General features: G+C 57.7%; 25 protein-coding genes and 1 pseudogene. 11 read left to right on the top strand and 15 right to left on the bottom strand.

Features of this window, described 5'->3' with window-relative positions; genetic code table 11:
- Nucleotides 1–292: 292 nt before the first annotated feature.
- Complete coding sequence (locus NUH87_RS29100) at nt 293–613, top strand: hypothetical protein (RefSeq protein WP_338523728.1); 321 nt, start codon at nt 293–295, stop codon at nt 611–613.
- Between the two features lie 247 nt (nt 614–860).
- Here NUH87_RS29100 and NUH87_RS29105 read toward each other — a convergent pair whose 3' ends face one another.
- Nucleotides 861–1,274 (bottom strand): hypothetical protein, encoded by a 414-nt coding sequence (locus NUH87_RS29105; RefSeq protein ID WP_338523729.1) that lies wholly within the window; start codon nt 1,272–1,274, stop codon nt 861–863.
- 322 nt (nt 1,275–1,596) lie between these two features.
- Between NUH87_RS29105 and NUH87_RS29110 the strand changes: the two genes are divergently transcribed.
- From NUH87_RS29110 to NUH87_RS29120, 3 genes are all read left to right on the top strand, one after another.
- The gene (locus NUH87_RS29110) at nt 1,597–1,953 is read left to right on the top strand and encodes a VOC family protein (protein ID WP_338523730.1); all 357 of its coding nucleotides are present in this window, start codon (nt 1,597–1,599) and stop codon (nt 1,951–1,953) included.
- A 259-nt stretch (nt 1,954–2,212) separates the two neighbouring features.
- A complete protein-coding gene (locus tag NUH87_RS29115; protein ID WP_338523731.1) occupies nt 2,213–2,641 on the top strand; it encodes a hypothetical protein in 429 nt (142 codons plus the stop codon).
- Between the two features lie 215 nt (nt 2,642–2,856).
- Nucleotides 2,857–3,834 carry a hypothetical protein gene (locus tag NUH87_RS29120; RefSeq protein WP_338523732.1) on the top strand — a complete coding sequence of 326 codons (978 nt, stop codon included), beginning with the start codon at nt 2,857–2,859 and terminating at the stop codon, nt 3,832–3,834.
- A 168-nt stretch (nt 3,835–4,002) separates the two neighbouring features.
- On the opposite strand, the gene NUH87_RS29125 is transcribed toward NUH87_RS29120, so the two are convergent.
- The 8 genes from NUH87_RS29125 to NUH87_RS29160 form a co-directional block, all read right to left on the bottom strand.
- Nucleotides 4,003–4,413 carry a hypothetical protein gene (locus tag NUH87_RS29125; RefSeq protein WP_338523733.1) on the bottom strand — a complete coding sequence of 137 codons (411 nt, stop codon included), beginning with the start codon at nt 4,411–4,413 and terminating at the stop codon, nt 4,003–4,005.
- Nucleotides 4,414–4,492: 79 nt separating this feature from the next.
- Nucleotides 4,493–5,197, bottom strand: a complete 705-nt coding sequence (locus NUH87_RS29130; RefSeq protein WP_338523734.1) for a hypothetical protein — start codon at nt 5,195–5,197, stop codon at nt 4,493–4,495.
- A 102-nt stretch (nt 5,198–5,299) separates the two neighbouring features.
- On the bottom strand, nt 5,300–5,929 hold the full coding sequence (locus NUH87_RS29135; RefSeq protein WP_338523735.1) for a hypothetical protein: 630 nt from the start codon (nt 5,927–5,929) through the stop codon (nt 5,300–5,302).
- Between the two features lie 58 nt (nt 5,930–5,987).
- Nucleotides 5,988–6,374 (bottom strand): hypothetical protein, encoded by a 387-nt coding sequence (locus NUH87_RS29140; protein ID WP_338523736.1) that lies wholly within the window; start codon nt 6,372–6,374, stop codon nt 5,988–5,990.
- 42 nt (nt 6,375–6,416) lie between these two features.
- Nucleotides 6,417–6,827, bottom strand: a complete 411-nt coding sequence (locus tag NUH87_RS29145) for a DUF7079 family protein (protein ID WP_338523737.1) — start codon at nt 6,825–6,827, stop codon at nt 6,417–6,419.
- A 135-nt stretch (nt 6,828–6,962) separates the two neighbouring features.
- Nucleotides 6,963–7,310 (bottom strand): DUF6124 family protein, encoded by a 348-nt coding sequence (locus NUH87_RS29150; RefSeq protein ID WP_338523738.1) that lies wholly within the window; start codon nt 7,308–7,310, stop codon nt 6,963–6,965.
- Nucleotides 7,311–7,731: 421 nt separating this feature from the next.
- Nucleotides 7,732–8,100 (bottom strand): hypothetical protein, encoded by a 369-nt coding sequence (locus tag NUH87_RS29155; protein WP_338523739.1) that lies wholly within the window; start codon nt 8,098–8,100, stop codon nt 7,732–7,734.
- A gap of 114 nt (nt 8,101–8,214) precedes the next feature.
- Complete coding sequence (locus tag NUH87_RS29160) at nt 8,215–8,787, bottom strand: T6SS immunity protein Tdi1 domain-containing protein (protein ID WP_338523740.1); 573 nt, start codon at nt 8,785–8,787, stop codon at nt 8,215–8,217.
- Between NUH87_RS29160 and NUH87_RS29165 the strand changes: the two genes are divergently transcribed.
- The 4 genes and pseudogenes from NUH87_RS29165 (at nt 8,758) to NUH87_RS29180 (ending at nt 11,640) form a co-directional block, all read left to right on the top strand.
- Nucleotides 8,758–9,216 carry a metallophosphoesterase family protein gene (locus NUH87_RS29165; RefSeq protein ID WP_338523741.1) on the top strand — a complete coding sequence of 153 codons (459 nt, stop codon included), beginning with the start codon at nt 8,758–8,760 and terminating at the stop codon, nt 9,214–9,216. The two genes, NUH87_RS29160 and NUH87_RS29165, sit on opposite strands and share 30 nt — an antisense overlap.
- 284 nt (nt 9,217–9,500) lie before the next feature.
- Nucleotides 9,501–9,856 (top strand): annotated as a pseudogene (locus NUH87_RS29170) (VOC family protein).
- Nucleotides 9,857–10,007: 151 nt separating this feature from the next.
- On the top strand, nt 10,008–11,261 hold the full coding sequence (locus NUH87_RS29175) for an arsenic transporter (RefSeq protein ID WP_338523742.1): 1,254 nt from the start codon (nt 10,008–10,010) through the stop codon (nt 11,259–11,261).
- Nucleotides 11,262–11,406: 145 nt separating this feature from the next.
- On the top strand, nt 11,407–11,640 hold the full coding sequence (locus tag NUH87_RS29180) for a hypothetical protein (RefSeq protein WP_338523743.1): 234 nt from the start codon (nt 11,407–11,409) through the stop codon (nt 11,638–11,640).
- An 81-nt stretch (nt 11,641–11,721) separates the two neighbouring features.
- On the opposite strand, the gene NUH87_RS29185 is transcribed toward NUH87_RS29180, so the two are convergent.
- The 3 genes from NUH87_RS29185 to NUH87_RS29195 are packed head-to-tail and all read right to left on the bottom strand — an operon-like array spanning nt 11,722 to nt 13,946.
- Nucleotides 11,722–12,342: a hypothetical protein gene (locus tag NUH87_RS29185; protein WP_338523744.1), complete on the bottom strand. Its 621-nt coding sequence runs from the start codon at nt 12,340–12,342 to the stop codon at nt 11,722–11,724.
- Nucleotides 12,332–12,931: a hypothetical protein gene (locus tag NUH87_RS29190; RefSeq protein ID WP_338523746.1), complete on the bottom strand. Its 600-nt coding sequence runs from the start codon at nt 12,929–12,931 to the stop codon at nt 12,332–12,334. The genes NUH87_RS29185 and NUH87_RS29190 overlap by 11 nt, the downstream gene beginning before the upstream one ends.
- A gap of 4 nt (nt 12,932–12,935) precedes the next feature.
- Nucleotides 12,936–13,946, bottom strand: a complete 1,011-nt coding sequence (locus tag NUH87_RS29195) for a hypothetical protein (protein WP_338523747.1) — start codon at nt 13,944–13,946, stop codon at nt 12,936–12,938.
- Nucleotides 13,947–14,288: 342 nt separating this feature from the next.
- On the opposite strand from NUH87_RS29195, the gene NUH87_RS29200 reads away from it, so the two are divergent.
- Nucleotides 14,289–14,516, top strand: a complete 228-nt coding sequence (locus NUH87_RS29200) for a type II toxin-antitoxin system ParD family antitoxin (protein ID WP_338523748.1) — start codon at nt 14,289–14,291, stop codon at nt 14,514–14,516.
- Between the two features lie 291 nt (nt 14,517–14,807).
- Entirely contained in the window at nt 14,808–15,941 is a 1,134-nt protein-coding gene (locus NUH87_RS29205) for an alpha/beta hydrolase (protein ID WP_338523749.1), read from the top strand.
- A gap of 49 nt (nt 15,942–15,990) precedes the next feature.
- Here NUH87_RS29205 and NUH87_RS29210 read toward each other — a convergent pair whose 3' ends face one another.
- A complete protein-coding gene (locus NUH87_RS29210; RefSeq protein ID WP_338523750.1) occupies nt 15,991–16,827 on the bottom strand; it encodes an alpha/beta hydrolase in 837 nt (278 codons plus the stop codon).
- A 147-nt stretch (nt 16,828–16,974) separates the two neighbouring features.
- Nucleotides 16,975–17,340 (bottom strand): nuclear transport factor 2 family protein, encoded by a 366-nt coding sequence (locus NUH87_RS29215; protein WP_338523751.1) that lies wholly within the window; start codon nt 17,338–17,340, stop codon nt 16,975–16,977.
- Nucleotides 17,341–17,452: 112 nt separating this feature from the next.
- Here NUH87_RS29215 and NUH87_RS29220 point away from each other — a divergent pair, with 112 nt between their 5' ends.
- Complete coding sequence (locus tag NUH87_RS29220) at nt 17,453–18,379, top strand: AraC family transcriptional regulator (protein ID WP_338523752.1); 927 nt, start codon at nt 17,453–17,455, stop codon at nt 18,377–18,379.
- 176 nt (nt 18,380–18,555) lie between these two features.
- Here the strand turns inward: NUH87_RS29220 and NUH87_RS29225 are convergent, their stop codons facing one another.
- A complete protein-coding gene (locus tag NUH87_RS29225) occupies nt 18,556–19,197 on the bottom strand; it encodes an HD domain-containing protein (RefSeq protein WP_338523753.1) in 642 nt (213 codons plus the stop codon).
- Nucleotides 19,198–19,214: the final 17 nt, after the last annotated feature.

A 19,214-nucleotide genomic window follows, 5' to 3' on the forward strand; every position in this document is an offset into this window, starting at 1 on the left:
TTCGCTCGACGCTGGAAAAAGCTGAATGATCATGCCCAGCCTCCAAGTTAAGCCGTTCGCTGAAAGCTAGCGCTCCTGCAGCTTCTGCGTCGGTTTTGCGTCGAGTCTGCCGGCTGTTCGGCAGGCAGCTTTTGGCCAAGAGTGATCGGTCGAACCTCTGCGGTATTGATGATCCCAGACACGGGCTGATCGGGCGGGTAAGCTTGGGCATTACGGTCGCACTTTTAGGGGCTGACTGGGCTACCAGTGGACTCAGGTGCATGGGGGATTTTTGTTTACCTTATGAGGTTTCATGGACTCTTCTTTTGACGAATTGATCGACAGGGCGATGTATTTGGGTGTGCATCAGGTGGCATACCCCATTGATATTTTCGGGATGGCCAGGCTGCTGGCGGAGCACGCATCAGACGATGCAGATTTTAAAAAAGTACTCTCGCTGGTCTCAGACCAGGAGAACCATTTCACGCGCTGGGCCGCTATACGAGCCATTGTGATCATGGGGCCGGCAGCAGTGGCTAAAGCCCGCGATACGCTGAGCGTCCAGATGGCGTTTGAGGATTTTCCTCTCGCCCGGCAGGAAATACAGAATGCCCTTTTTACGCCATCAGCGTGACTGGCACGATCCTCTCTGAGGCTGTTGACGATGTATTCGCCCTCGGCAGTCTACCTGCTGCACCAGCTCGGTATCCCACTGGAATGGGTAACGGCTCGCAACCTTCAAGAATACGCCGAGGCAACCCACCTTGAAACGGCGGAGCGGGGCGCTGATGGGCGCGTGCACTTGCTAACGCCTGCGGTAGCAGGTGCTCAGGTTGAAGGGCGCCGCGCAGCAGGAAGGAGTGGCGCGCTCTATCGGCTCTTCAGAAACCGATTTCGCACCGTGTTTCACCTGCCTGTATTCGTAATGTCAGACCCGATTCGAAGCTCACGACTAGGTGATGGTCATGAGGGATGTTATCTGTGAGGTAGAACTCTTGAGTCTCGGCATCGGGCTGCACAGCTCCAATCGAATGAATAACACCATCGTCTTCTCTGATTGGGCTCTGGTCTCGGCCATCCATTGAAAAATAACTGACCTCATGGAACGTGATGGTGATCTGCTTTGCTTCTTCGGGCGGTACCCAATCGTCGGTACGACGAGAAAAGCTGAGTAGGATCGTGCGATCCACGACTGCGTAGTTAATGGCGTCAGCCCGATAGAAGTTATGCAGATCGTAGGCGCGTCCTTGGACCTCGACCTCGATGTCTCCAAATACAAAACCGTGGAATTGCATAGATTGGCCCTGATGGTCCGCTAGATGACTGTGAACCGTATCGTATTGTCTCGTGCTCTGCTTGATCCACTTGTTGCGGTTTCTGGCCGACATCCGCCATTTGCGTGCGACGGCTTTCGATGCGATCAGGCGGTCAAGTGACGCGCAATTTCACAGAGGGGTCTTTGCACGCTCATGACCACCTGTTTGCATTCGACCATGACCAGCATGGCGTCGTGACCATGGTCGGTAGAGAACCGACTCGAACGGACTTGTGCTCCAACGTTACATCAACGGTCGATGCGTTAATATCGTCTTTTCGACATCAGCCAAGGAGGCACCCATGAGCGTTCGCGGTAAAGACCGACAGATCGACAACATTGAGTTCAACGTCGGCGACATCGCCCGTAGCAAAGCCTTCTACGGCGAGGCGTTCGGATGGACATTCGTCGATTACGGCCCTGCCTATACAGAATTCAGTGATGGCCGCCTTACGGGTGGCTTCACTACGGGAGAGCCCGTTCGGCCCGGTGGCCCTTTGATCATCTTGTACTCGGATGATCTCGACGAGGCGCAGCGTCGGCTTAAAGCCTTGGGGGCTGTTATTTCCCGCGAAACATTTTCGTTCCCTGGCGGAAGCAGGTTCCACTTCATTGATCCAGATGGCTATGAGCTGGCCGTTTGGACAGCTCAGTCGTAGGGCTCTGCTCATCTCGAAAGGGCAGGGGCCTCCCATGGTCATTTAGGTAGTGAGCAAGCAGTGTTGAGGATTTCCATCGGTCAATTGTTGCCCGTAATGACAGGCAACAATCGACCAAAAGCAGACGTTTAGAGCAGGGAAAATAAATCCGCCGCATTTCTTCCCGGTTTGGCAATTTGCCGACGCGCATTTACACACTCTGGGCTGGGAAGTTTAGAGTCGGAAAATCAACGAGTCCTTTTTTCTAAAGTAGGTGCCAATGGTTACTCCCCTCGATCTTCAGGACTTTGATGTTGGATGGATCGCTACTGACGCCATCGGGCAGGTTGCGCTCTTCACTACGGCTGGTCCGGGGCCGATTCCTGACTCCGCACTTCCCTCCGTCGAGATCTCCGAAGAATTGGTCCTTTCATTGCCGGAGGTGTCCGATGTAGATCTGGTCACTTCCATGTCTGGCGCAAACGCTTTCGTTGCATTTGCCAAACGTGGGTTCTTTGCATATGACTGGTCGGACGTCCATCGCGCTGCACGCCAAGCTTTGAACGGGTATGAGTTGCAATACCGTCCACTGAATCCACTGACACTTTTCGACTTGCCGGCCCCTTTACGGGCATTGGCTGAGGTTACCCGGCTATCTGGCGTAACGTTCGGAGCATCTATCGTAGTGATAGGTGACCAGGTTTCTTAGCCGTCATTCGGCGGTTAGGGACCGATTTGGGTCGATTTCAGTCGGTCGTGACAGGCAACAATCGGCCAGGAGCGGTCCGTCGAAGCCTGGTCCGAAATTGCTGACGATCACTAGGCTGAGAATTCTTCCAGCCAAGCGATTTCCGCGCGTGGTCGGGTGCCACCGATCGGCACGGAGTGTCACAATTGCGCCACCTTCAATCCCGAGCGCTCTCCATGTTTCGTCCAGCCCTGCAGATCGTCGCCGTGCTTCTGTCCTGGATGACCGCCACCACGGCGCTGGCCGCCCCTCAGTACTTCCACAAGACCTTCGCGGGCCGCATCGGCGATCGCTATGCGTTTACGATGAATCTCAAGAATGTCGACGGCAGGCTGACGGGAAGCTATCGCCATGCCGGCAAGCGCAATGATATCTACCTGAGCGGCGAGATCGACCCATCAGGGACCTTTACGATGAACGAGTTCGGGAGTGCGGGCCAACGCACCGGCACCTTTACCGGCAAGGTGGCCAGCGACACGCTCAACGGCAACTGGGCATCGGCCCGTGGCGACCGGCGCTTGCCCGTTGACGCGCATCAGACCTCGGAAATCATCATTGGCTCGAAGCGCGAGATTCTCACGCAGGCGATCGGCACTTATGCGCTCGATAGCGTCAGCGGCGTGGGCTGCCCCAGCGGCGTGTGGGAGTCGTGGCGTGACAAAGGCCGATGGAAATCGAACTTCTCGATCGTCGAGGATGGGCACGGCGAGGTCTCAGACGTGAGCCTGACACGCGGGGACCTGCACCGGCTCAACAGCATGACGGTCACTTTGGACACCTCGCTCGCCACGCGCCTGAGCGTCGATGGCAAGGTGCTGCTGTCGATCCCGTACCGCGACGCTGGCATGCAGTACGAGATCAGCCAGCTCCACAACGCTGGCATAGAGTACGAGATCAGCCAGCCCCTCAACAGCGTAATGGAGGATCACCTGAAGACGCTGTCGCCCGCCACCACCGTCTATAACGAGCATCTCTACCTGCTCGCCCGCGACGCGATCGATTTCGTGCCGGCGATGTCGGGCAATTATCTGTCCAACGACGTGGGCGTCGTGACGGTCAGCTTCGCCGTCGTCGGCAAGACCTTCGAGGTCTACCTGCGGGACGACAAAGGCTGCAGCGGTACCGTGTTCTCCTTCTGGCGCAAGGGCCGATGAAGGCGATGCATCATGCGCCTCTAGGTAAGGCCCCGAGTGCAGCGGCGGCACCAGTGCTCGCCTGAATGGCCGCTGACGAGAAATGTGTACGACCGTTGAGGGTCGATTTCAGTCGGTCGTGACAGGCAACAATCGGCCAGAAGCAGGCACTCACGATTTTTCCGGTAGCTATCGTATGTCGGCTGAGCCAGGTGGCCAGTCCTCATAGAGATTGCAGTTTACTGGGATCGGTTTGCCATCCATGTGGTAAGCAGCCCACGCCAGTACGTGCGCCATGCGCTCTGAACCTCTTGGCGTCAGACTGCAGGACTCGGCGACCTCGTTCAGCCGCGCTCGGCACACATCGAGGTGGCGTCGAACGCCTGAGAATCCGCCGAGATAGCGATAGAATTCGTCGAGAAAGATACCCACACCGGAGATACCGTATGTGCCGGCCACTCCGGGCGCCTCCTCATAGATGGCCATGACATCATGACCTTCCAAGGTCGCGACAGTGGTGAGAACCTCGCAAAAGGCATCTTTCATGCCATTGCTGACCCAAAGGTCATAGCTGTTGCCGATGATGATGGGGGCGCCCATGAGTCTTACCTTGATTTCGCCAGTGGGATGCTGTGAGCAAGCCAGTGCCAGCGCCGGCCCCCTGACTCCCAGACTCATACTATGTGGTAACAAGGTACGTGGGTTGTGAGTCCTGAAGTGGGTGCGCGAGAGCGAGTGCACGTTTGATCGCTCGTAGCTCATTGCTCGTGAAGCGTTTTCTGCCGAGATCATACTCGACCCCACCTGGGTTCATGTGCAGAGAAAATAGTCCGATAAATGAGTCGTCGGTCGGCTCCAGCAGCAGCTCTAAATACGCCTCGTTTCGTGTGTTTGCCGTGAGATAGATAAGCCCTTCGACGGTAGCACGGCCACACCAATGTATCTCGTCCCACGCCAGGATGGTGCCTCGGGGGGTTCCAATCATCTGCAGATGCCAATCGATGCCGTCTGGCTCAAATGCCTTCAGTGCGGGTAATAGGCGCTCGCAGGAGAGGATCTCAAGGTCGTACCTGAGCATGCCACGATGAATGAAGTGCGGGTCGTGCGTTGACGGTGTTGCTACTGAAGCTGGACTGACCACGGTGGCGGTCAACAGATGACTGAATGCGATTTCTGATGGTTGCTCACCCCAGCTATTCAAGTCAGAAACGGGTGGGCACCAGATAAGGCGTATGGTTTCTCCGACGCGCAAAAAATCACGCCTATTAAAGTACGCGGAAGTGGTACTGCCTATCCGTGGCAAAAGATCATCAAGGTGGATGGTCGGTGCGCTGTGGTCAACGCCGGGACCATTTGGCCAGAAAGTCGGGCAGTAGGTTTTCAAAGATTGTGCTCCCTTCAAATGTCAGCCGCTTACCTGGTGCGTAAGACGTCTCTTGGGCGTTGTCGTCATGGTTTGGGAGGGCAGCTTCTGACCGAAAGCGACCTACAGAAAAATCTGGTAATGGGGAGCCGGAGCCGAGTGATTAGCGCAGTCTGTTTCGAAGTGCTTTGAGCACGCATCGAGGTGCCAGCATTCGACCCCTATGGATATCGCTCCAGCCGCTTCAGGCTGCAGTTCGATATTTGTGGCTATGCCCTGATCTACAAGCAACCGCTGTGCATCCTGAAGGTGCCTGCGGGTACCGGTGAGCCACTGCCGTTGTTCACCTGACAGCAGGTTTAGGATCTCCGGGTAGGTGCACGCCAGCTTTTGGCGCAAGTTAACCATCGCGGGCTTATCGTCACGGGCAAATGCCGGGGTCAGCACATACAGATTGCCGGCCGCCGCACGCAGGTCGTATTGGTCTTGTAGATATTCATCAACACTGAAGCAACTACCGACGATCTCGGTCGCTCCGGTCACGACGTCGACCAGGTGGGCGTTGACGCCGACATAGCAATATTGCGCCATACCGTGCACCACGTAATCTTCACTGTTGCTGCGGACCACCCAGTAATCGCCATTCGCGGAGAGCTCGCAAGACTGAATGGCAAAGCGCTCGGGCTTTCCATCCCTGAGGGTACCGTCGTGTAGGACGAGCACGATGGCGCTGGCCTGTTGTGCGGATAACATCGGTACGCGTCCTTGTGTAGTGAATGCCGCTGTCAATGCGGGTCCTTGTCCACTCGCTTTATCGGCGATGAAGCCCCGTAGCGTTGCGCCAGTACAAGGTTTGTTCGTACTGGAAGCTGATGAGGAAGTGGGCTGAGCACATCTGGGCAATGGACTGGGCTATTTTGTCCAGATCGTCCAAAGGAGAATGCCCCTCCGGTGCGGGCCCCTTTATTCTGATGTTACAGCGTAGAGCGACGCGCAAATCCATACCCTTCGTATCCTCTGCATGAATCGCAGAGTCGGTGATCGCGCTAGGGGTCCACACCGCTAGCCCGGAAATAAAAAAAGCCTCTAGAGCACCGTCAGCGACGATGACTTCACTGGCGCCAGCTTTTTCCAAGGCCCGACCCAGTGTCGGAATTGTCAGTGCATCATCAGCTTCGAGAGACAGATCAAGACCCACTTTGAACCCTCCTTTGTCCTGCATTGAATTGTGAGTGGATTTTCAGGCATACGCTGATGGGAGCCGGGCTGCCACATGCTCCCAGCATCTGGCGATTTCTTTGACAATGCAACTGTCGCCGTTGGTGGCCTCAGGTTCGTTGATGACCGTGAGGTGCTCCAGTAGCCAGTCATCTGGCCAGCCAACCCATTCCCCTGCGACACTCTTGAGGTTTCCTTCAAGAACTGGGAAGACTTCACCCCACAGAATGTTGTGAACCTCTTTGGGAGAATACCCGCTCTCGAGAACGACATGGGCAACGTAGTCAAAGGTTGAACCGTCGATTTCGGTATCCAGAAACAGTGATGAAAGCGCTTGCCAGATCTTCAGGCGGTTTGCGTCAACAGCGTTCACTGATGGCTCCTGAAGAGGGGGGATGTGTTTGAGATGCTGGCGGATGAATTCTGTACTCATGGAGTACATTTTTGAAGCATGGCGATGATTCGGTTAATGACCATCGCGGTGTTCCGTCGAAGATCATGTGGCGTCAGTGGACATGATCTTCGACGGTGTGAGCTGCACAGTTTTCCGTGTAGCTACTGAGCCTTGTCAGGCGTCAGCGTTGACGACCTGGCCATCCAGCCCCGAGTCCATTTTCAACTGCGCCAGCTCAATCAAGTGCACCACACCCATCGCCACCTTGCGGTTCGAACCGGTTTGGTTGTCAGCGTTTTCATAGGCGGTTGCAGCAGCGGATTGCAGAATCGAGTAGACGTTGACCAGGGCGTCTTCCTGATTCCTGGGTTCACTCAAATGATCACGCAGCACGGTGACAGGGGCTGATTTCGAGTCTGCATTCGGTCCAAGGTTGTAGTAAGACAGAGCCCGGTCGGCGACACGTGGATCGATGGTTTCAACGTTGGGTGTTGCAGGCGGATTGGGGGTTACTTTGAACATTCTGGTAACTCCTAACGTAGGTGGGAGCCGCCAATATCACTGCTAAATGATGGGTGGCGGCCGTACGCAGGTTAGCAGACCGGCACGTTAGGAAACCGGCGCATCCGGAGATGCCCTGCGCACAGCCACCATAAAATACCGAGCCCGAAACGTCGGTTGGATAGGTGGCGTCGTGCGCCTAACGATTTACCGAGCTGCTAAACCCGATCACTGGATTAGCAGTGACGAATCGAGACTAACTACTGAAATTATCAGGCGCAAGCGGTCAGGATTTTCTAGGAAATTTCATTCAAGGGAAAGAGAGTTCTCTTGCTGGCCACGAAAGAGCCCTTCATCTCGAGACGAATAAAAACGATGAGTGACAAGAAGTGCAGTGGATCCGGGAGCTAAGAGATGGGCAGATTCGCAAGGGCAGTTCGGTCTACGTCGGGCTGACATGAAGGACCACATCGAGAGAGTCGTCTTCCAGGGCTTGCAGAAAATCGATCTGCAACCTGCTGATAAAAAACACTGAGCCTGGTTGGGTTTCAGTCGGCATCGCGAAGCAAGGGGAGAGCAGGTTTCTCGACCGCTCGGGGTACATGATAAAAGCATCAGGATTTCGAAGGCCGATAGAGCCGACGCCACTGGTGCAGGCAATGTTCAGTGACGTGAGTCCAGCCTGGTTTTTCTCAAGGGGCAAGCGGATCGTCGCCCCCAGCTTACACTTCCGGATAGCTCGTGAAATGCCATTGAAATCCGCCGGGGTTCCGAAGAAATGAGCCTCATGGCCTTCTGTTTTTATAAACACACAACCTCTCTGTCCCGACGCTTTTGGCCAGCAGTTTCACGGAGTATATGAAGCCCCCAGCGGCACTCATGAAGTGAAAGATATGTCGGGTGGCAAAATTTTTTGCAGGCCTTGTTACTCCGTAACTTGGAGCCTGACCTTTGCTCCATCGGGTAATCCGTCGATTTCCTTGGCAAGGTAGCCAGAGACGTTCACGAGCTCGGCCAACGAGATCATCGCAAGATTTTCCTCTTCATATCCTCCACCGAGTACAGCGGGTATTTTCAGGTGATATTTGTACCCGGGACGGAGCAAGCCAAGCCGGGCCTTTGCCATTTCAACCAGTCCCTTCATGTACCAGTCATGCAGAAAATCCTGGCTCTGAGAAAGGTCATCGAGCTCCGCTCGTGTGTTGGCTACGCGATGGCAGTACAGCTCTTCGGGGCAAAGACGCCAATAGCATCCTGTTGTGTCTTTGATGATGAAGTTGCCAAATTCATTCTCACCGACGATCAGTGAAGGTTTGATCCCTGTCCAGCCCCATGCTTTTTCAATCTCTTCAATCAGACCCATGTCGGCAGCAGTCCACTTCGTTTCTGTTATGACGCTAGAGGGGTTCATGTGCTCTGCATTCAGCATACACTGGCTATCCACTTCTAACCCGTTGCGGTGCCCTGCATGAAAGTTGGCGTGATTTCCGATACTCACGGCCTTCTCCGTCCTGAGGCGCTGGCTGCCCTGAAGGGCTGCGAAAGGATCATTCACGCCGGCGACATCGGCAAGCCTGAGGTTCTTGAGCAACTGGCAGCTATTGCGCCACTGTTCGTTGTGCGCGGAAACAACGACCTGGGCGCGCCCTGGGCCGATCATCTGCCTGACCTTCTGCGGCTCGACCTGGGCGGATGGCAGGCCTTGCTCGTGCATGACATGGCTGATGTTCCAACCGTGCTCGATGAGGACATCAGGCTGGTGATCACCGGCCATTCGCACAAGCCTCTTATTCAATGGCGTGGTGAAACCTTGTATCTCAACCCTGGCAGCGCGGGCCCTCGACGTTTCAAACTTCCGGTGACGCTGGCGCTGCTGGAGGTGCTTGAGACCTCCATCGAGCCTCACTTGGTTTCGCTTCTGGAATGAATCGGTCTGCCGATCCATCTCCGTCTTGGGCGTTTGCTGTGGGTATAAAAAAGCCCGACACCCACCACAACCTAACGTGAGCACTGAGGAGTTGGGGCAGGCCTTCATGAAGTGGCTGCGCCAAGGCATCCTCACGATTGGTCGAACCCCAGCGGTATCGACGATCCCAGGCACAGGCTGATCGGGCGGGTAAGCTTGGGCATTACGGTCGCACATTTGCTCCAACGCCACACAACGGTCGATGCGTTATTATCGCCTCTTCGAAATCAGCCAAGGAGGCACCCATGAGCGTTCGTGGTAAAGACCGACAGATCGACAACATTGAGTTCAACGTTGGCGACATCGCCCGTAGCAAAGCCTTCTACGGCGAGGCGTTCGGATGGACATTCGTCGATTACGGCCCTGCCTATACAGAATTCAGTGATGGCCGCCTTACGGGTGGCTTCACTACGGGAGAGCCCGTTCGGCCCGGTGGCCCTTTGATCATCTTGTACTCGGATGATCTCGACGAGGCGCAGCGTCGGCTTAAAGCCTTGGGGCTGTTATTTCCCGCGAAACATTTTCGTTCCCTGGCGGAAGCCGGTTCCACTTCATTGATCCAGATGGCTATGAGCTGGCCGTTTGGACCGCTCAACCGTAGGTCCCTGCTTCTCTGCGTTTCGTGAGCAGGACATGGGACTGACTTCTCTCTGTCTCCGAGGATCAAAGTGGAAGGAGCGTTACGGGTCGCATCTCCACGGCCGTCACCTGATCATGCCGCGCCGAGTCTTGTATTCACCTGAGTAAACTGCATGCTTGTATTTGATTCATCCTCGCTCATCTGGGCCGTGGCCGCCGTTGCGACCGGCGGGGTAATCCTGCGCCCCTGGCGCGTGCCGGAGTATGTCTGGGCGGTCAGCGCCGCTGTATTGCTGACCGCGTTTGGCCTGGTGCCGCTGCACACGGCACTCGCCGCCGTCGCCAAGGGGGGCGATGTGTACCTGTTTCTGATCGGCATGATGGTGCTGGCCGAACTGGCGCGCCAGGAAGGGCTGTTCGACTGGCTGGCCATGTACGCGGTGCAACACGCCAGGGGCTCCGGCCAGCGCCTGTTCGACCTGGTGTTCCTGGTGGGGACACTGGTCACGGTGTTCCTCTCCAACGATGCCACGGCCGTGGTGCTGACCCCAGCGGTGTACGCCGCGTGCAAGGCGGCCAAGGCCGAGCCGCTGCCTTATCTGTTCGTCTGTGCCTTCATCGCCAATGCCGCCAGTTTTGTGCTGCCTATCTCCAACCCGGCCAACCTGGTGGTGTTCGGCAGCCAGATGCCGCCGTTGCTGGAGTGGCTGCGGCAATTCACCTTGCCGTCGCTGGCCGCCATCGGCCTGACCTACCTGGTGCTGCGTCTGGCCCAGCGCAAGCAGATCCGCCAGCCCCTGGCGACGGCCATCGACGTGCAACCGATGTCCAGCGGTGCACGCCTGTGCGCGCTGGGTATCGTGCTGACAGGCATACTGTTGCTGGTGACCTCCGCCTTGGACCGGCAGCTCGGCCTACCCACCTTCTGCGCCGGCATCGCCACGGCCGGGCTGATCCATTGGCGTCAACGGCGCAATCCGATGCCGGTGCTCAGAGGCGTGGCATGGGGCGTGCTACCGTTGGTCGCGGGCCTGTTCGTGCTGGTGGAAGCGGCGGCACAGACGGGTGTGATTGAGCACCTGGCCCATGGTTTGGCCGTGCTGGCGCGTGGCTCCGAGGTCCAGGCGAGCTGGAGCGCCGGTGTGGTCTCTGCCATCGCCGGTAACCTGATGAACAATCTGCCGACCGGCCTGATCGCCGGCTCCGTTGGCCATATTGTCGATTTGCCAGCGCGAACGACTGCGGCGCTGCTGATTGGCGTCGACCTCGGGCCGAACCTGTCGATTACCGGCTCCCTGGCCACTTTGCTCTGGTTGGTTGCCATTCGCCGTGAAGGCGAACACGTTGGTGCCTGGGACTTCCTGCGCCTGGGGGTGCTGGTAATGCCTCCCGCCCTGATCGGGGCGCTGTGGTTGCTTCATCTATGAAGCGGGTGTTTTACGTTGAACGCGATAGTCACATCGATGTATGGAGCGTTTTACATGGCATGCGGGACATTCCTGAATGGCTGGTTGAAATCACCTCAGCACTCGGAATCATCCATGATCATCAAGACCCAGGGCGGATAGGATCATGAGCGAATATGGCCTGTACGCCGGGGCTTACGCGGTGTTCCTGCTGTTGTTCTTTTATCTGAAATCCTACAGCCTCAGAAAATGGCTGGGCATCGCCCTGGTCGCTCTGGGGTTTGCGAGTATTTTTATGCTGCCGCCTTTCATCGCCGGCTTCGATCTGGGCATCGCTTCAACCTATGCTATCGGTAGCGGGTCGGCGCTGTTTTTTAGTCGGACCCGGTATGCGGTGTGAGCCACGTGCTCATTGTTTCTTGACTGGCGGCCGGATACCACCGCAGGCGTAATTCCTGCCGCCTTGCAGAGTGCCTTTGAGCTACACGGCCCGAACGGGCCTGTTCGGCGCCAGCGGCGAACCCAGATCCAGGCAGCGATAGACGGCCTCCGTGACGCGTTGCCTGCGTGTGGGGAATCCGGCTTTCCAACGCCAGCGAGTGATGTACAACGGAACCGCGAAGAGCAGCCATGCACCGACGCACAGGCCGCCCAGAAAGAGCCAGGACTCGCTGTTCGTTCCCGTTCCCGTCGCCGCGCCCATGCAGGCACCCATTCCGAGAATGGCAATCAGCAGGGCGGTCAGTACCAGGACGTAGCGGTGTTCGCTTCCGGGTGGGATGCGTGTCGCGGCATGGGGCTGCGAAGTGCCTTGCCAGGCGAAGTGCGCAACGTAGGTACCATCGTCTTCCAGGTTGCGCAGGGCGTACACCCAGCGCTCGCCGGTCGGTGTGAGGGGCGTATCCAGCACCGCCAGCTCGACGCGGTCTCCTTCGGCCAGAAAGGGCGAAGTCGGGCTCCATGAACCCTCGTTGGTGAGGAACCACATCGATCGGCCATCGACATCGAAGCTGTAGGCGTTGCCCCGCTTATAGAGTGACTTGGCCGTCAGTTTCTTCAGCCGTCCTTCGACGCGCTGGATGTCGGGCAGTTCAGTGGCCATGTGCTTGCGCCCCGCAGTACTTCATCATCACTGATGCCATCAACCGCAAGGTCCGCCTGCGACTGAAACTCTCCCAGAGAGTGCTGAAGGAAAAGGAAATCTGAAGCAATGAGAATATCAAGGTTGCCGTGGCCAGAGCGCCGACGATCAGGAACGGGAGATTCCAGACAGACTTGATCTGGAGAGCCAGGAAGAACGCGCCAGCCCCGATCAGGCCGCCAGCTGCGGCCAGCCGCAGCGCGCGGGGCAGCGAGCGCCATGCCTTTTCGACGCGTACCTGCGTCGGCTCGGGTGCAATGGGTTGCTGCGCGCCTTGCGGCAGTAGCCATTCGAGTGTGTGCGTGCCGTCGTGCCTCTCGAAAACGCCGGCCAAGACCGGCGTGCGCTGGTCGGCCAGGGCCTGCAGGGTCTCGGGGCTGGTGTTCTGCTCGCGCAGACGAGCGTCGACCACAATACCGTCGAGAGCAAACCGCACTCGGCCAATATCCATCGACGTGGTGATGGCGACACGGAAGTTGTCGAGCGGGCCTTCGAGCACCTTGATCGCACGCGCTCGGCGATCCCGCTTGATGGAAATGAGCTCTTTCACGATTTCAGCTTCCTTCGCCGAAGCGAATCCATTCGATGGGATCGTCACGCCATGCGGGTATCGCGGCGGCGCGTTTTTCTCGTTCGTCGCGGTTTTCTTCCTGGGCCTCTTCGGGGATGTCCAGTCGCTGCTGCTTGGCCCATTCTGGATAGCTGGCTCTCAGTTCATCCACGTACTTGCGCCTTTCGCTCGCGTGGATGGCGATGCCGTATTGCAGGTCGAGGGACTTTGGAACGGCGCGCAGGGTGTTGTGGGCGGGCTCGACGACGAAGTCTTCCAGTTCCTTGCCGGTCAGCCGGTCCGCAACGAGGTGTGGATTGTTGATGCGTTGCGCCGGGCCGCTTCCTTGCGGCGGCAGCGGCGCCGCGAGGATCACGCCGTAGAAACCGGGGCGCGTCAGCAGGCGACGAAGGGCAACCTTTGCCTGTTGGCTGTCGTCGTTGTAGGCCTTGAGACCGATATACAGGACATGATTGCGCACGGCTGCAAACGCAAAGTTGTTCTCACCGCTGCCAGCGTTCAAGACCGATGGAATCTCCACATGTCTCAGTCCGAAAGACTTGCCACCGTCCATCGAAAGCTCGACGCGGATGTAGTAGCAGTGGGTCTGCAAGCGTTCTTCCAGTGTGGAGCCGCGAAGGCATTCCTTTTTAAGGTCGCGAGAGACACCGTACTGCAGGAATGCGACCACCTGGGGATCGTCGCTCGAATAGCGGATGGGGATGTTGTCGCCGCTGTTCAGGAACAACGGCCCCATCGGTGTGAGCACGCCCGTGCGGCGATCGAAGTAGCGAATGTTCTTCGACACCTGACCTCGATAGTCGAGGGATTGCTGCGCCAGCAGATACCGCTCGCCGCCAAGGTCGCTCAGGACATATTCGGGCCCTCGGATGGGGTAGGCCACGGTGTACGAATACTCCATGCCGTCATTGAGGGATAGATAGACGCTCTGGTGGGTGCATCCTGCGAGCAGCAGTGCAGTGACGAGTGTGCAGAGGCCGGTTTTTTTCTTCATGCTGTTCTCGCAAGGGCATGGCCCGCAGCCACAGCATGAGGTCCATCTGTGATTTCGGCACGGTAGCGATGAGGGGGCAGAGCTACTGTTCTCGGCCAACTCTCGATATTGCGCAGGCCGTTGTCAACAGATACAGCTCGAAGGCTGTCGAAGTGCAGCGCGTTTGCCTCGGAATCATGTGCAAAAGCTACTTTCTGGCTGAACCCTTGGTCAGCCAACAAAAGTTGAGCCATTTGCTGCCGACCCAATGGTAGGCCGGAACATTTCGATATGCCTTCTGCACTGGCGGGCTAGGGCGATGGGTGTATATTTTGGCAAATTTTGTCAAAGACGGACAAAACCATGAACATCTCCCTGCCGGATGCCCTCAAGTCTTTTGTCGATGATCAAGTGAGCCATCGAGGCTACAGCACCAGTAGCGAATATGTGCGGGAACTGATTCGCAAGGATCAGGATCGACAGCACTTGCGTGGTCTGCTGCTGGCTGGGGCCGAATCGGCTCCCACTGCTCCTGTGGATGGCGATTACTTCGAATCCCTACGTGCCAGGGTTCGGACAGCACGAGGATGAGCACATTGATGTATGGCGCGTTTTACATCGCACGCGAGACATTCCTGAATCGCTGGTTGAAAACAGCTCCCATTAATTTCAGGGATTGTGCTGGGCCCAGGGCGCATTGACCTACGTTCCCAATCGTCCGGGTTGGACAACCGCCCGATTGATTGAGGTCGTAGCTCGGGCAGGACGCCCCGTAGCTTCAGCGGCCCTCATTTACCCATTCTTTACCTGCCCTTGCGCCTCGTTCGCCAGAGGGTCGGTTACGCTGCTAGCCATCTTGATCTTGATGGCGTTGTGAATCGAATGAACCTTCAACCTCGGTACTGGCTAGCTGTGGGCGCCTTGGTGGGCAGCCTGGGATTGATCTCCGGTTGTGCGGGCGATCCGCCAGACCCGCGTATCGAATTCACCGAGCGGGTCAATAAAGACCTGACCACCGCCTATCAACCGTCCCACAACGAAACGGCCGGCTGGGGCGAAATCTGGCAACTCGATCAGCAATCGGTGGATGTGGCGTGGTTGGCGCCGGCTACCCATGAGCGCTTGCCGCTGATTATTTACTTGCCGGGATTGGGTGAGTCGGCCTCAGGCGGAGTGGAATGGCGCAAGGCTTGGGCACAAGCCGGTTATGCGGTGCTGTCTGTTCAGGGGCACGCCTATGATCAGTCGATTTTTGCGTCGGCGCAGGCGTTGGATGGCAACTTCCGTGGGGTGGCGAGCAGTCATTACACCGCCGCGGCCTTACGGGACAGGCTGTCCACCTTGCAGAAAGTCCTGACTGAGGTTCGGGCACGGGCCGCAAAAGGAGACGCGCAACTGGCGGCCATCGACTGGAGCCAGGTCGGGGTGGCCGGCTTTGATCTTGGGGCGCAGACCGCTGAGGCACTGGCCGGGGCGCTGGAACCTGGCGCTACGTCGGGCGTCGCGATTCAGCCCAAAGCGGTGTTGCTGCTCAGCCCTTATGTGGAAGCTGGCACCCGGCGAGAGATGTTCGCCCAGATGTCGGCGCCCGTGCTGTCGATGACCGGTCAGGCGGATGAAGATCCGTTCAACTGGGTCAGTTCTTATCGCCAGCGACAAGTGTTGGGCGAGTCGGTGACGGTGGCTGGCAGCGTTCAGTTGGAGCTGAACAAAGCGACGCACAAGACCTTGTCCGGTACCGAGTTGTTCGACCGGCCGTTGAAAAAGGCCGACAAGGGCAGCGGTACGTCCGGCGACGCTTCCAAAGGTAGAGGACACAAGCGCGGCGCCAAATCCGGCGGCGGTTTCCATGGCCCGATGCTGGGCGAGCCGGCCCCGGATCCCAAGCAAGTTGCCGCGATTCAGGCAATTGGCGTGGCGTTTCTGGATAGCCGCCTCAAACACAATCCCGCGGCCACTGAATGGTTGCAGAAAGGCGCGCCAGGTTGGCTGGATGGGGCAGGGCGGTTGAAGTAGTTTTGGGCGGGGCCAACGGCTGTCGCCGGCGACCCGTTGCCCTGGTTTGCTAGACGGTTCTGTAGCCGCCTCGCACCCATTCCAGGATCGCCGCGGCATACTCTTGTGCGCGGTCCTCCCAAACGAAGTGACCGCTGTCGAGCAGCAAGGAGCGAGTTCTAGGCAACGACCGGTTCAGTACATCGGCGTTTTCAGGCGCTACGAGCGGGTCGTGTGCACCCCATACGCTCAGGACCGGGGTTTGAATGTTGGGGAGTACCGAGTGCAGGATTGGGAGGTCGGTAGGGTAGGCGCGCACATAGGCCATCGCTTCGATATAGCGCCGCCCCGCTGAGGCGGCCTGATAGTCCTTCAGGACCTGTGGCTCCGGCTTGGACGTCATCATCGCGTCAATCGCGCCAGCGACGAACGTCTCACCACCGATTTCTTCGAAGGCGACTGTCGATGGCGCGTTGATGATGTCCTTCAACGCACTAGCCGTGAGTGCCGCATCGATAGCGCCGCTGCCCACCACCAAGCTCTCGAACAACTCCGGTTGGGCCTGGGCCGCAAATAGAAAAGCAGAGGTGCCTACGTCAGGCCCGACGGCATGGACACGGTCAAGGCCGAGCGCCGCCAGAATCTTGGGAATGAAATCCCCCATGGCTCGGGGTGACATCAATTGCTGTCGGCTTTCCGAGTGCCCAAAGCCAGGAAGATCGAATGCAAGGAGGGGCACTTGCGCGCTGAGAGTCGGCCAAATTCGCTGGAAGGCGTATAGGCTTTCTGGCCAGGGGCTCGTGAGAACGACAGGAATTCGTCCTTCACCTCCGCTACGTTGAAAGCGGATTTTCAAGCCATCGACTTCGATGAACTTCATACCGTCTGGGTTTATCAGGTTCGTCATGATGCGTTCCTTGGGTAGCAGGCCATACCCTTGTGACGGGACTTTTTTGTGGTCATTCGAGGGTTGCGGCTGAGCGCGTACTCGGGCAGTGGCCGTCTTCGGCGGCTCGCTGAAATGCATGGGGCTACGCCACCGCCATGCTCCCATTCAGAACATCGTGTTCGTGTTGTTGGCCGTTTCCGGTACCGGTTGCAGTACGTCCCAGTGCTCGACAATCTTTCCGTCGGCATCGAAACGAAAGATGTCCACGCCGGCGGTTTCCTTGCCGCCCCAGTCCAGGTAGCGCACGTGGATGAAAGCCAGGTCGCCGTCTATCGCAACGCGCTTAACTTCGCACGGCACTTTGCCCACCTGCTTGATATAGCCGGCGATGAAAGCGGTGCCATCTGGAAACAGCGGGTTGTGCTGGATATAGGGACCCGCAACCAGGCCTGTCAGCAATTCAGACTCGCCCTGGTTGAAGACGCGCGCGTAGATGGTGTCGATTGCGGCTTGGATGCGATCTCTATTCATGGTTTCACCTTTGGGTTGTGATGAGCTGTATTGCACCAGTCGCGAAGGAGATGAACCATGTCTAAAACTCGCTAACACATATCCATTCGTCTCACTCTGCTAATATGAGGTGATGAACGCATTGAATGGTTGGTTGAAAGCGGTTCGGGCCGATGGCTTGGTGTTGGCGCGCACACGTGTGGCAGGGCCATGGGGGTTCGCGGTGCAAGCTCGCGATGCCGTCGTGTTTCATTTCGTCGCGGAGGGACGAGCCTTCGTCCGCCAGGCCGATGCGACAACCATCGAGCTGCAGGCGGGTGAAATGGTCATGTTCCCGCGTGGCCATGCGCATGAAGTTGCGTATTCGAAGCGCGGCCGAGTCATGCCGCTCGAATCCTTTCTCGCCCTGCGCGATGGCGTCTTTGACAGCCATCCAGAGGCCACCACGTTGATTTGCGGTCAGTTCAACATGGATCAGCACCTGGCGCTTCCTGCGCTGCGGGCATTGCCGCAGGCGGTGTCGTTGCGCGCCGGAATGGAACCTGGCAGTTCATCACTGAGCGATACGCTGCGTATGCTGCGTCATGAAGTGGAGACGCCGAACTTCGGCAACCAAATCGTGGTGCGCAACCTGCTCTCGTCCTTGTTCGTTTACTTCATACGCGGTTGGGCCGATGCGGCTTCTCCAGCGGCAAACGACTGGTTTTCAGCTTTGCGCTCGCCGCAGATGACACGGGTTCTCGCGCTTATACACGAAGCGCCTGACCGGGCATGGACACTGGTGGAACTCGCCAAGGAGGCTCGCTTGTCGCGTGCTGCTTTTGCCCGCAACTTCTGCGCCTTGGTGGGCGAGCCACCACACCAATACCTGACGCGCTGGCGCATGGGCATTGCCGCGCAACTGTTGGAGGAGACCGAGCTGCGACTTGGCGAGATCGCCTTGCAAGTGGGCTATAGGTCGGAATTTTCGTTCAGTCGTGCCTTCAAGTTGGCGCGGGGGATTTCACCGATCCAGTACCGCCGCGCACAACGGAATGACGCACCTGCCAGGTCAGCGTGAGCCTGGGTCGGTTGGGCGAGGATGAGGGGGGCTCTGAACGTATCACCCAAAGGACAATACGTTCGAAGCTTTCTATCGGGCGAGGCAACTTCAGCGAGACAGCTTCCCCGCGATTTCGGCTACGCGCTGGCCAAGGATTCGGCAGTACGCAGATCGCCGCTGGAAGGAGCCTCTAATCAGCTTTCGAAGGGGGCGTCTTCGATCAGATCGCACACATTCGGACAATGGAAACCATGGACGTGCCGACGCGCAATGTCACCGATCCCTGAACCAATTGCCGTAAACGGTTTTTTCCTGCCGACTTCGGCCAATGCCGCAGTGAAGGCTGCTTTCATTCCTATACGGGGGTAAAGCTGAAGTGTGTCGTCGACCAACGAAGGAGTGATCTCCTCCAAACTCATTCCCATGACGTCGACATGGGCGCCCATGTAGACGAGAGCGATTTCTGGCTGTTTGCGGACTGCAATTCCAGCGCTGGAGTGCAGTGCGATTGCATCCCAGACCAGCTCTGCTTTTGACTCCGCGTAACCGTTAGCCACAAGAAAACGGCTGGCAGCATCCGCTCCATCCACTTCAAAGCGTTGTTCGGCTGCAAACTCGTTCGTCAGCCCGAGGTCGTGCATAAGCGCTGCCAGGTAGACCGCTTCACGGTCATATTTGAGGCCGCGCTGCTTGCCGAGGAATTCGGCAAACCACCATGTCCGGTGCACATGGTGCAAGAGCGCTTTCGAGTGGACACGTTCGACGAGAGAAGCGGCTTTGCGGGCGAGTTCGGAATCGGGAGCGCTGAAGCCGCCAAGGGTGACTGGTGTGTTCATGTTTGCTTCCTGAGAGT

Source organism: Pseudomonas batumici (genome assembly GCF_036585405.1).
In the GTDB taxonomy this organism is placed as follows: Bacteria; Pseudomonadota; Gammaproteobacteria; order Pseudomonadales; family Pseudomonadaceae; genus Aquipseudomonas; species Aquipseudomonas batumici.